The sequence below is a fragment of the Paracoccus aminophilus JCM 7686 genome (assembly GCF_000444995.1).
GTDB lineage: Bacteria > Pseudomonadota > Alphaproteobacteria > Rhodobacterales > Rhodobacteraceae > Paracoccus > Paracoccus aminophilus.
Genome location: NC_022041.1, coordinates 2,955,065 through 2,967,080, shown reverse-complemented (window position 1 = coordinate 2,967,080; position 12,016 = coordinate 2,955,065). Strand labels below are relative to the sequence as shown.

The window sequence follows — 12,016 nt, the reverse complement described above, 5'->3', positions numbered from 1 at the left end:
CTGCACCCGGGTTCGCGACAGCATGGCGGGCGAAGATCTCAGATATTATAGATCTTCGCCCGGAAGCCAGAGTTGGTGCCGTCGAGAATTTGAAAATCGCTGACACCGGCGGTCTTCGAAAGCTCTCGATAATTATTCGAACGGAGGTCAAAATGAGACAGGTGCCGATGGGGGAAAAGCGAACTCCAACCGCCATAAAGCAAGATCCTTGGTCCGGTTTTCTTCAATCGAAAATATTTGAATTCAAGCGAGATATATTCTGGAGCCATATTGTACTCTTGATACTGGGAATTGGTGTCATGGTAATTCCCGTGAACAGAGACAGAATATTGTGCGCTCCAGAATGAATCGATCTCATTGTCTCGCAGAGATTCTGAATAGGTTCGATCGAGTGTGACCAAAGCATTCTTGATCACTCCTTCAAATCTGGCATGGGATTGATTGGTGACGCCGGTCAAGGGCGTGAGGTTTCTTTGCTCTTCTCCGCGACCGCCCATTTCCGCATTGAGCAGATGGCCGGCAATCCAGTATTTGTTGTCATCTGTCGCTTTCAGCGCCGAGATTGCAGCTTTCAGATTGGTTGCTGTCGTCCCGCCGCGCTGGCTCGATGTCCCTTGGGTGAGCGTGTTCTTTGGCCAAAGAAGGGCGGACATCTTCGTGCCGCCGATCACGAGGCTTCGATATGTTTTGACGGGGCCGTATTGGGGGATTGGGTTGTAGTCACCGACAGGGTTTGGAATCAGTCTTGCTTGGGTTCTGGCTGTCATTTTAACCTATCGGGCGCAATCTAACGGACACCCGCCGAAATCAGATGAGCGGAGGAAATATGTTTTCGAGGGAGAAATACGATCTTCGATCGCCGCGCAACCAGAACTGCGGTAACAAAGATTTGCGATCATCAAGCAGCCTTTTCTTGCCGAACTTTCGGTCCGGATCGGCCTGTTTGTGCCGATGATCCCGTAAAGGATTAATGGATCTGCGGCCGCTCGCTTTATGGATGACGGGCATTGTCGCGCCCAGCATCGGGGCGAATGAAGGCGCCCCGATGTGACGGCCTTATTATTTCAGGAAATCCGCAACCGCCGCGATTTCCTCTCGCTCGATCCCGTGGCCGCCATTGGTCCAGAACTCGGTCAAGGCGACTCCCTGCTCGCCGAGATAGCGGTTCAGACGCTCGGTCTCGGCAGGGGGGCAGATCGGATCGTGACGCCCGGCGGTTACCAGAACTCGGCGCCCCTGCAGCCCCGGTTGCGGCGCAGGCTGCCAGGGGATCAGCGGATGCAGCAATATGGCGTCAGTGACGATCTCGGGATGGGTCAAGAGGACCGAGGCGAGGATATTCGCGCCGTTCGAATAGCCCAGAGCGATCACGCGCGGGGCACCGCTGCGCTGGGTCTCTTCCGCCATGAACTTGGCCATGGTCTCGGTGCGGCGCGCGAGATCCTCCATATCATAGACGCCCTCGGCCTTGCGGCGGAAATAGCGCGCCGCGCCATATTCGGACACGTCTCCGCGGGGCGAGATCACATGCGCGCCCGGCCAGAGCTTTTGGGCGAGCCCATGAAACTGATGCTCGTCGCCGCCGGTGCCGTGGAAGGTGAAAATCAGCGGCGCGCCGTCCTGACCTGAGGTTTGGGCGAATTCATAGCTCATGGTGCAATCCCTGACGGCATAAGACGAGGCCTGCCCGAGATGGGCAATGCCTGCGCCGTGATCAAGCCCCGCGTGGGGGGCGGTGCTGTCGCGCCGCGCGTTGATCTATGGGCTGGCCGGGTGTTCATCGATGGGGAGTTTCTCGACTGGCGGCCGGAGCGCGATCCTTTCGACCGGATGCAACGGGCGCTGAGCGATTTTGTTCGCGATCTTAGTCGCTTCGGAGTGACGGAGCGGTTGATCGGGCCTGCCCGGAAGCGCGAAAATGCCGTGGCTGGGTGTCGGAGAAACCGGGCCTCGGGCACGCCTTTGGCACGGCTTTTTGGGTATTTTTGTGATGAAGAAGGCGCGGGTCTGTCCGTACGGCCTGGTCAAGCTGCGGTGTTCGGGAGTGGCGTCGTGGCCTGGCGCACGGTTTCGCAGATGCTGGCGAGTTGGGGTGCGAGCGGAGTGGTCTTGCGCCAGACCATGCCGATGAGGCGTGAGGGGCGGGGTTCGCTGAACTGGCTGACGGCGACGGCGGCGGAGCGGGTTTCGACCGGCACCGCCATCTCTGGGATGAGGGTGACGCCGATGCCTGCGCCGACCATCTGGACCAGGGTCGCGAGCGAGCTTCCGTCCAGCATTTCGCGCGGGTGGTGATCGGACATATCGCAAAAGGACAGCGCCTGATCGCGGAAGCAATGGCCTTCTTCGAGCAGCAGGAGGCGCATTTTGCGCAAGTTGTCGGGAGTTGGCACCGGACGGCCGCGATCTGCCTCGGGGCGGACGAGGACGAAGTTTTCGCGAAAGAGCGGGGTCTCGGTCAGGGTGGGCTCTGAGACCGGCAAAGCGATAATGGCGGCGTCGAGTTTGCCCTCACCGAGTTCTTGCAGGAGTTTCGGGGTGGTGGTTTCGCGCAGGTGGAGGTCGATCTCGGGGTGGCTGACGCCAAGTTTGGCGATGATGCGCGGCAGCAGATAGGGGGCGACCGTTGGGATGACCCCGAGGCGCAGCGCGCCAGAGAGCCGGTCTCCGGCCATGCGGGCGAGATCTTCGAGCTCTTCGACCTCGCGCAGGATCTTGCGGGCGCGTTCGGCGAAAAGCGTGCCGAAGCGGGTCAGGCGAATCGCCCGGGGCGCGCGTTCGAAGAGCGGGTTGCCAAGACTTTCCTCGAGTTCCTTGATCTGCATCGACAACGCCGGTTGGGTAATCGCGCAATCATCGGCAGCGCGACCGAAATGGCCGTGGCGCGCGAGGGCCTCGAAGTAGCGGAGTTGTTTGAGGGTGAGATTTGTCATCAGGTAATATTATCGAAGCAATCAGAAAATACAAATTCTTCTGATGAAAATGCGATGCTACTACTTGAGTCGCGCGACGGCTGACCGGCTTCGTCCCGGTTTTCGGCCCAGATGTATTCGCTAAGGGCGGCTTGCCCGGAGCCAAGAGGAGAACGACATGGACGGAAATGACGCGCCGAAGGGTAAATGCCCGGTGATGCATGGCAGCAATCCGATTGTCAGCGGTCAGGGCCGCGCCAACAAGGATTGGTGGCCGAATGCGCTGAACATCTCGATCCTTCATCAGAATGATCGCAAGGGAAATCCGATGGATCCGGATTTCGATTATGCTGCCGCCTTCAAGGCGTTGGATCTCGATGCGGTCAAGGCGGATCTGACCGCGCTGATGACCGACAGCCAGGAGTGGTGGCCGGCCGATTGGGGTCATTACGGGCCCTTCTTCATCCGCATGGCCTGGCACAGCGCCGGGACCTATCGCACCGCCGACGGGCGCGGTGGCGCGCGCAGCGGGACGCAGCGTTTCGCGCCGCTCAACAGCTGGCCCGACAACGTCAACCTCGACAAGGCGCGCCGCTTGCTGTGGCCGGTGAAGCAGAAATACGGCAATGCGCTGAGCTGGGCCGATCTGATCATTCTCGCGGGCAATGTCGCGCTGGATTCGATGGGGTTCAAAACCTTCGGCTTCGGCGGCGGGCGTGAAGATGTCTGGGCGCCGGAGGAGGACATTTATTGGGGCGCCGAGGATCGCTGGCTGGCGCCGAGCAATGATCCGACCAACCGGCACAACCGCTATTCGGGCGAGCGCGATCTCGATAATCCGCTGGCAGCGGTGCAGATGGGGCTGATCTATGTGAACCCCGAGGGGCCGGACGGCAATCCCGATCCGCTGGCCTCGGCGCGTGACATCCGCGAGACATTCGCGCGCATGGCGATGAATGATTACGAGACCGTCGCGCTGATCGCGGGCGGCCATACGTTTGGCAAGACCCATGGCGCGGGCGATGCGGCGCAGGTCGGGCCCGATCCCGAGGCCTCGCCGATCGAGCAGATGGGGCTCGGTTGGAAGAACAGCCAGGGCACCGGCAATGCGGCCGACACGATCGGCTCGGGGCTTGAGGTGATCTGGACCTCGACACCGACGAAATGGTCGAACAACTTCCTGTGGAACCTCTTCGGCTATGAATGGGAGCTGACCACGAGCCCGGCGGGCGCCAAGCAATGGACGCCGAAACATGGCATGGGCGCGAATTCCGTGCCGGATGCACATATCCTGGGCAAGCGGGTGGCGCCCTCGATGCTGACCTCGGATCTCGCGCTGCGGGCCGATCCGATCTATGAGCCGATCGCCCGACATTTCTTTGAAAATCCGGACGAATTTGCCGATGCCTTTGGCCGTGCCTGGTTCAAGCTGACCCATCGCGACATGGGGCCGAAGGGGCGCTATCTTGGCAAGGACGTGCCGGCCGAGGATCTGATCTGGCAAGATCCGGTTCCCTCTGTCGATCATGCGCTGATCGATGAGGCCGATATTGCGCGTCTCAAGGCCGAGATTCTGGCTTCGGGGTTGAGCATTGGCGAACTGGTCTCGACCGCCTGGGCTTCGGCCTCGACCTTCCGCAGCTCGGATCTGCGCGGCGGTGCCAATGGCGCGCGTCTGCGCTTGGCGCCGCAGAAGGATTGGGCGGTCAATCAGCCCGAGGTGCTGGCCAAGGTTCTGGGCGTCCTCGAGGGCATCCAATCCGGCTTTAATGCGGGCGCTGCGGGCGGCAAAAAGGTCTCACTGGCCGATCTGATCGTGCTTGGCGGCGCTGCCGGGATCGAGGCAGGCGCGAAGGCAGCGGGCGAAGACCTGCGCGTGCCTTTCGTGCCGGGTCGCACCGATGCCACGCAAGAGCAGACCGATGCCGAAAGCTTCGAGCCGCTTGAGCCCGAAGCAGATGGCTTCCGCAACTGGCAGCGTCAGCAATATGCGGTTCCGGCCGAAGAAATGCTGATCGACCGCGCCCAGCTTTTGGGGCTGACCGCGCCCGAGCTGACGGTTCTGGTCGGCGGCCTGCGCGCGCTGGACGCCAATCATGGCGGCAGCCGTCAGGGCGTTCTGACGACCCGGCCGGGGCAGCTCACCCCGGATTTCTTCACCAATCTGCTGGATATGGGCACCGTCTGGACGCCGGATTCAGCCGAGGCCGTGACCTTCACCGGCCGCGATCGCAAGACCGGTGCCGAGAGCTGGACCGCGACGCGGGTCGATCTGGTCTTCGGCTCGAACTCGATCCTGCGCGCGGTCGCCGAGGTCTATGCTCAGGCCGACAGCAAGGCGAAGTTCCTGAAGGATTTCGTTGCGGCCTGGAACAAGGTGATGAACGCAGATCGCACCGATCTGGGCTGAGGCTTGCTGCTTCGGACGCCGCCGGTCGCGGCGTCCGGATATGGCGGGGCTTTGCCTGTTCGGCCCCTATGCCGCCGTGATCGCGGGTGTCGCGGTCGCGGTGGGTATTTGTCTGATGAAGAAATGGGTTTGCCGTCCTGGTGCGGCGCCTGGCTGCCGATGGTCGAGGTGCCGTGCGAAGAGGGGTTATCGAAGACATAAACATCCTGTAGCACCCTTGTAAGTTTGACGAACAAAGAGTGCTTGAGTGATGGCCAGCCGTGACGTGAAATCCGAGATCAGTCCGGGCGCCAATCTGACGAGTAGCGCCAAGGCGATGTTTCGGCTGATCGCGGCGGAGGGGGTGGCGACCCGGCCTCAGCTTGGCGCGGCGCTGAACCTCTCGCGCCCGACGCTGTCGGCGGCGATTGCTGAGCTGGAAAGTCTGGGGCTGGTCAGCAAGATCGGTGAGATCAAGGGGGCGATCGGACGGCGAGCGGCGATCTTTCGTCCCAGCGTGGCGGCGGGGCATGTCATCGCGATTGATGCGGGCTCGACCCATGTGCGGCTGCGCGTCTCGTCGCTGGATCGGCGCCTGCTGCAAAGCCGGATCTATCGGCTGCCATCCAGCCAGTTGCTTCTCGGCGAAGAAATCAGTCAGGCCGTCGCCGATGAGATTGCCGCGACTCTGGCGGCGACCGAGGAGGATTGGGGCCCGTTGCGGATGATCGGGATCGCGGTGCCCTCTCGTGTCGCGGGACCGCATGGCGATCCGGCGCAGACCCGCGAGCAGGAGCTCTTCAGCCGCTTCACACCTCCCGATGGCGTGCCGATTCTCCTTGAAAACAACGTGAATTGCGCGGCTGTGGCCGAGCGCTCGAATGGCAATGCCAAGGATGCCGAGACCTTCGCCTATCTGCAATTCGGCCTTAAGATCGGTATGGGGATCATGCTGGAGGGGCGGCTTTTGCGCGGGCGTAATGGCGCTGCCGGAGAGATCGGCCACCTTGCCTATCCGACCGGGCAGGGCGCGCGTCCCGAGCCGGGCGAGATCGAGCGCTACATGGGCAGCGCGGCGCTGATGGCGCGTGTGGCCGCCGCTTGGCAGGGCGGGACGGCGCCCGAAACCCCCGCCGCTTTGCTCGCTTTGGCCGAGGCGGGGGAGGCGCAGGCTCTGACCCATCTCGATCGACATGCCGAAGAAATTGGTGCGATTGTCGCGAGCTGCGTCAGCGTCATTGATCCGGGGCTGGTGGTTCTGGGCGGCGGGCTTGCCGGGCATGCGCTTTTGCAGCCGACGATCTCGCGGCTCGCCAATGCTCTGTCCTATCCGGTCGAGCTGCGCCCCAGCACGCTTGGTGCGGATGCCACGGTGCTGGGTATCGAGAAGCTCGCCAACGATCAAACCGTGAAGATTTTGCTCGGCGACGACTAATTTTCTCATGTCGCGGTGAAGCGCATTGAAAAAATCTTGCGCCGGTTAGTTTGTTTGTTAAGTTACCAAACATAATAACAGGCCGGGGAGATTCGCAAACCCTGGCGCTTTTCCGCACATCAAACAGGGTTGCAACCATGACCATGAGATCCCGTCTGGCCCAACTGGCCGCCACCGCTTCGCTGCTTGCTGCCGGTCCCGTGGCGGCGCAGGAGCTGCAATACTGGGTTTATTCCGACTTCGCGCAGGGTGATGCGCTGAAGCTTCAGCAGGAATTCATCAAGGAATTCGAGACCGCGCATCCCGGCGTGAAAATCGTGATCTCGGGCAAGGGCGATGACGATCTGACCTCGGGCCAGATCGCGGGCGCGGCCAGTGGCAGCCTGCCCGATGTCTTTATGAATGGCCTTGCGGTCGGCGCGCAGCTGGTCGAGGTCGGCGCGCTCGCCAATCTTCACGATCAGTGGATGGCGATGCCGCAAGAGTTCCGCGACCAGTTCGACAAGGATGCGATGGCGAGCTGCTCGCCCGCGCCCGACAAGATCTATTGCCTGCCCTATACCGGCTTTGGCGAGATCATGTTCCGCAACCTGACCGTGCTGGAAGAGGCCGGGATCGACACGACCACGCCGCCCGCGACCTGGGACGAGTGGCTCGAGCAGATGAAGAAGGTTAAGGCTGCGGGCAAATTCGCGATGCCGGACCAGACGCAGGTCTTCAATTCGGTCGCGAGCACCTATGCCGTGGTCGGCGACAAGGCGAAATGGGGCGTCGATTTCGACAAGCATCAGACGCTGATGGACCCGGAAAGCACAACGAAGCTGATGCAGGCATTCATCGATATGGCGCCTTTGAACAGCGGCACCAGCCGGAACGATCAGGCGACCAAGGATCTTTTCATCACCAATCAATTGGCCTTCCATGTCGTTGGCCCTTGGGTTGATCCGACCTATAAACAGGCTTCGGTCGATTCGGGGCTGAAATACGACTTCGTTCTCGTGCCGGGTGGCAAAGCCGGAGATCATGGCGGGATCAAGAGCTATGAAATCGTCGGCGTTGCGCCGGGTCCGAACCAAGACATCGCTTGGCAATTCGCGACCTATATCACCGAGAAACAGCAGATGCTGCGTTGGGCCAAACTGCTCTCGCGCTATAATGGCAATGCGGCGGCAATGAGCGATCCCGAGGTTGCCAAATTACCGCTGATCGAGAAATCGGTCGAGGCAGTGCATTACGCCGCTGACGTGATGCCGCCCTACTTCGTCGGAGCCTATCCGAATTGCTATCGCTCTATCATGACAGATGTGAGCTCGGGCGCGGCGGATAAGGAATATACCGCTGAGGAAGGCGCAAAAGAGCTGATCTCGCAGCTTAATGACTGCCTCGCGCAATAAGCGAAACCTGATCTGATCGCGGGCGGCAAGGCCCTGCCGCCCCCTTTTTCTCGGCCCCGATGGAACGCGCATGAACGCCCGTAAACACCTGCCGCATTACGCGATGGTGCTGCCCTTTGCCGCGCTTTTCGCGACTTTCTTTCTCTATCCGATCGCGAGCGGTTTTTATTACAGTTTCCACAGCTGGAACGGCGCCAATCCCGCCGTCTATGTTGGGCTGGCCAATTACCAATCGGTGGTGAGTTCGCGCGATTTTACCCGCGCGATGAGCAATCTGATGCTCTATATCGCGATCACCGTGCCACTCGGGATTTCTGTTGCATTCGGTCTGGCACTTCTGGTCGATAGCTTTCGCGGCTTCTGGTCGAATTTCTTTCGTAGCGCGTTCTTTCTGCCGGTGATCCTGCCCGCCTTTCTGGCGGCGACGATCTGGCGTTGGATGTATGCGCCGAATTTCGGTCTGGTGAATATGATCCTTGGCTGGTTCGACTTGCCTTCGGTCAATTTTCTCAATGATACCGGAACGATGCTTTATGCGCTGATCGCGGTCGATATCTGGGTCTCGGCAGGGTTCAATATGGTGATCCTGCTGGCTGGGTTGAAAGGCATTCCGCGCGATCTATACGAGGCGGCGCGTCTTGATGGCGCAAGCAAGCTGCAACAGATCCGCTATATCACCATTCCGATGTTGGCGCCGGTGCTGTTCTTCGTGGTGACTTACGGATTTATCTCGGCACTTCAGGTGTTTGACGTGCCTTGGCTTCTGACGGGATCATCCTTTACCGCTTATGGCGGACGACGCGGTGCGCTTCTTTTCCCGGTCATGGATATGATGGGACGGGCCTTTGGTGCGGTGCGCTTTGGCGAGGCGGCGGCTTATGGCTTTATCCTGACGCTGATCATTATTCTCTTTACCGCCGCAATGTTCGGCCTGCGCGCTTTGAGGGCCCGGAAATGAGCATGGTCACAGAACATACTGCCCACAATGCCGATCAGATCATCTGGCGCGTGCTGAAATGGGTGCTGGCGCTTTGCATTGCCGTGGTCGCGGTCTTTCCGATCTGGTGGATGATCAATGTGGTCTTTTCCGAGCCGGGTGTGCCGGTTTCGATCAACCCGCGGCTTTATCCGACCTCGCTGTCATCGGGGCTCTCAAAGATCCATATGATCCTGACCGAGACCGATTATCTGCGCGCCTATTGGATCACGATCGCTTATGCGCTGCTGACAATCCTCGGCGTCCTATTCATTGGGTCAATGGCTGCCTTTGAGTTCGCGCTGTTCGATTTCCCGGGGAAACGGTTGATTTTCGGGCTGGTGATGTTGTCTTTGATGGTGCCGAGCGTCGTCACCATTATTCCGACCTACCTACTCGTTGCCGAAATGGGTTGGCTCAATACGATGCAAGGGCTCGTGGTGCCCGGAATCGCCTCGGCTTTCGGGCTTTTCATGCTGATCCAATTCATGCGCAGCCTGCCGATGGAGATGATCGAGGCCGCGCGTCTTGATGGGGCCAGCCATTTCCGGATTTACTGGCATATCGCTTTACCGCTGTCGAAAAACGCGATGGTGACGCTCGCAATTCTGACCTTCATGAAAACATGGGGGAATTTCACCTGGCCGTTGATTGTCGCACCCAAACCCGATGTTTTCACCGTCGGGCAGGTGGTCGGACTTTTCAACGCGCCTTTCTCGCATCAGACCGTTGATGTCGTGATGACGGCGAACCTGCTCGCCGCTTTGCCGCCGCTGATCTTCTTCCTGATCTTCCAGCGCAAAATCGTCGAAGGCATTGCCATGTCCGGCTCTAAAGGCTGAGCGGGAGTAGAGGAAAAAATGGCTAAAGTAGAGATTTCTTCGGTCGGCAAGACCTTTGGTTCGCTCTCGGTGCTCGAGGGGATCAACCTTTCGATCCGATCGGGCGAATTCGTCGTCTTCGTCGGCCCCTCGGGCTGTGGAAAATCGACGCTTTTGCGGATGATCACGGGGCTTGAAACGCCGAGTTCGGGCGAGATCTGCATTGATGGCACGCGCATGAACGAGGTCGATCCGGCCAAGCGCGGCACGGCGATGGTCTTTCAATCCTATGCGCTTTATCCGCATATGACGGTTGGCGAAAACATGGGTTTCGGGCTGAAAATGGCCGGAACGCCCAAGGCCGAGATCCGCGCGCGGGTCGAGAAGGCCGCCGCGATTTTGCGGCTCGATAAGCTGCTTGATCGCCGTCCGGCGCAGCTTTCAGGCGGGCAGAAGCAGCGGGTCGCGATCGGTCGGGCAATCGTGCGCGAGCCCAAGGTCTTTCTCTTCGACGAGCCGCTCTCGAACCTTGATGCCGAGCTGCGCGTCCAGATGCGCGCCGAGCTGATCGAGCTGCACCGCCGCCTTGGCGCGACGATGATCTATGTCACCCATGATCAGGTCGAGGCGATGACTTTGGCCGACCGGATCGTGGTGATGAGCGGCGGCGCGGTCCAGCAATTCGGGCGCCCGCTTGATCTTTACGACGATCCCGACAACCGCTTCGTCGCGGGCTTCATCGGCTCGCCCAAGATGAACTTCCTCTCGGCCGCGGTGACCGAGGTCGGCGCGGATCACATCCGGCTCGGTCAGATCGGCGGCGCGGAGCTTGCCTTGCGCCTGCCGTTTCGCGGCTTTGATGCGCGCCACAAGGAGGTCACGCTTGGCATCCGTCCCGAGCATCTGCGCCCCGGTGCGCCGGGCGATCTGGCGCTTGAGGTCGCATTGGCCGAGGAATTGGGCGATGTCACCTATCTTCATGGCCGGTTGCCAAGCGGCGAGGCGCTGGTCGCGCGTGGTGCGGGCTCGCGCCACGACGGTGCGCGCCACGCCTTCGTGACCCCCGATCCGGCCAAGGTTTTGCTCTTCGATGCGGGCGGACAACGGCTGCGTTCGCTTGGCGGCGGCGCGTGATGACCGGCACGGACGGGCGGGCGCCGCTTGCGCCCGAGGCGCTGATCCTCGGCGTCGATATCGGCGGGACCAAGACCCATCTGCGCCTGCGGCACGGCGCGCACGAGCGCGATCTGATCGTGCCGACCGCGGATTGGCGGCGGCGCGAGTGGCAGGCGGATGCGAGCAAATTGCTGGCGATGGCGCACGACTTCGTCGGCGGGCAGGCGGTTGATGCCTTGGCGGTCGGCGCGAATGGCTGCGACGATCAATCCGAATGTCAGGCTTTCGAGGATGCCTTTCGCGCTGCCGGCGCTGGCCCGGTCCGTGTCGTCAATGATGCCGAGCTGATGCCCGCGGCCTTCGGGCTGGACGGTCAGATTGGGGTCGTGGCCGGAACCGGCTCGATCGCGGTATGTCGCGACAGCGCGGGCGCGATGCTGGTTGCAGGCGGCTGGGGCTGGGTCATCGGCGATGAGGGCAGCGCCCCGAGCCTTGTGCGCGAGGCCGCCCGCACCGTCGCGCTGCATCTCGATTGCGGTGGCGATCCGACCGAGCCCTTGGCGCGGCAGCTTTTCGCGGCTTTGGGGATTCCGAGCCCCGCGCGGATCGGCTCGCGGCTGGTCGCGCAGGGCAATGCGATGGGGGTCGGGCGCCACGCGGCGCTGGTTTTTGACGCGGCGGATGAAGGCTCCGCCCTCGCGCGTCAGGTTATCGCCGAGGGCGGCGCGGCTTTGGCGGCTCTGGTCCAGCGCCTGCAAATGCGCGGTGCACGGGCCGATGCGGTCGTCGCGGGGGGCAGCGTCATCGCGTCGCAACCGCGTCTCTGGCAGGCGTTTTCCGACAACATCGCCCGGCTCGCGCCCGGCCTTGCCCTTCATCTTCACCGCGGCCCGCCCGTTGCCGGGGCCATCGTGCTGGCCGACCGGCTGGCCGCACAGTCTTCCCGTTAATCGAGATCAGAAAGGTCACTTCC

General features: G+C 61.3%; 10 protein-coding genes. 7 read left to right on the top strand and 3 right to left on the bottom strand.

Translation table 11 applies throughout. From position 1 onward, the window contains the following. Window positions 1–38 precede the first annotated feature (38 nt). The 3 genes from JCM7686_RS14455 to JCM7686_RS14445 form a co-directional block, all read right to left on the bottom strand. The gene (locus tag JCM7686_RS14455) at window positions 39–767 is read right to left on the bottom strand and encodes a hypothetical protein (protein WP_020951555.1); all 729 of its coding nucleotides are present in this window, start codon (window positions 765–767) and stop codon (window positions 39–41) included. A gap of 292 nt (window positions 768–1,059) precedes the next feature. Then, a complete protein-coding gene (locus tag JCM7686_RS14450) occupies window positions 1,060–1,653 on the bottom strand; it encodes an alpha/beta hydrolase (protein WP_020951554.1) in 594 nt (197 codons plus the stop codon). Between the two features lie 371 nt (window positions 1,654–2,024). Continuing rightward, a complete protein-coding gene (locus JCM7686_RS14445) occupies window positions 2,025–2,933 on the bottom strand; it encodes a hydrogen peroxide-inducible genes activator (protein ID WP_020951553.1) in 909 nt (302 codons plus the stop codon). A 157-nt stretch (window positions 2,934–3,090) separates the two neighbouring features. On the opposite strand from JCM7686_RS14445, the gene katG reads away from it, so the two are divergent. The 7 genes from katG (at window position 3,091) to JCM7686_RS14410 (ending at window position 11,993) form a co-directional block, all read left to right on the top strand. Beyond that, window positions 3,091–5,322 (top strand): catalase/peroxidase HPI, encoded by a 2,232-nt coding sequence (gene katG, locus JCM7686_RS14440; RefSeq protein WP_020951552.1) that lies wholly within the window; start codon window positions 3,091–3,093, stop codon window positions 5,320–5,322. A 250-nt stretch (window positions 5,323–5,572) separates the two neighbouring features. Then, a complete protein-coding gene (locus tag JCM7686_RS14435) occupies window positions 5,573–6,736 on the top strand; it encodes an ROK family transcriptional regulator (RefSeq protein WP_020951551.1) in 1,164 nt (387 codons plus the stop codon). Between the two features lie 137 nt (window positions 6,737–6,873). After that, the gene (locus tag JCM7686_RS14430) at window positions 6,874–8,130 is read left to right on the top strand and encodes an extracellular solute-binding protein (protein ID WP_020951550.1); all 1,257 of its coding nucleotides are present in this window, start codon (window positions 6,874–6,876) and stop codon (window positions 8,128–8,130) included. 70 nt (window positions 8,131–8,200) lie between these two features. Beyond that, window positions 8,201–9,088: a carbohydrate ABC transporter permease gene (locus tag JCM7686_RS14425; RefSeq protein ID WP_020951549.1), complete on the top strand. Its 888-nt coding sequence runs from the start codon at window positions 8,201–8,203 to the stop codon at window positions 9,086–9,088. A 2-nt stretch (window positions 9,089–9,090) separates the two neighbouring features. Next, on the top strand, window positions 9,091–9,948 hold the full coding sequence (locus JCM7686_RS14420) for a carbohydrate ABC transporter permease (RefSeq protein ID WP_041527378.1): 858 nt from the start codon (window positions 9,091–9,093) through the stop codon (window positions 9,946–9,948). 18 nt (window positions 9,949–9,966) lie between these two features. Continuing rightward, on the top strand, window positions 9,967–11,061 hold the full coding sequence (locus JCM7686_RS14415) for an ABC transporter ATP-binding protein (protein ID WP_020951547.1): 1,095 nt from the start codon (window positions 9,967–9,969) through the stop codon (window positions 11,059–11,061). Beyond that, window positions 11,061–11,993 carry an N-acetylglucosamine kinase gene (locus JCM7686_RS14410; protein WP_020951546.1) on the top strand — a complete coding sequence of 311 codons (933 nt, stop codon included), beginning with the start codon at window positions 11,061–11,063 and terminating at the stop codon, window positions 11,991–11,993. The genes JCM7686_RS14415 and JCM7686_RS14410 overlap by 1 nt, the downstream gene beginning before the upstream one ends. Window positions 11,994–12,016: the final 23 nt, after the last annotated feature.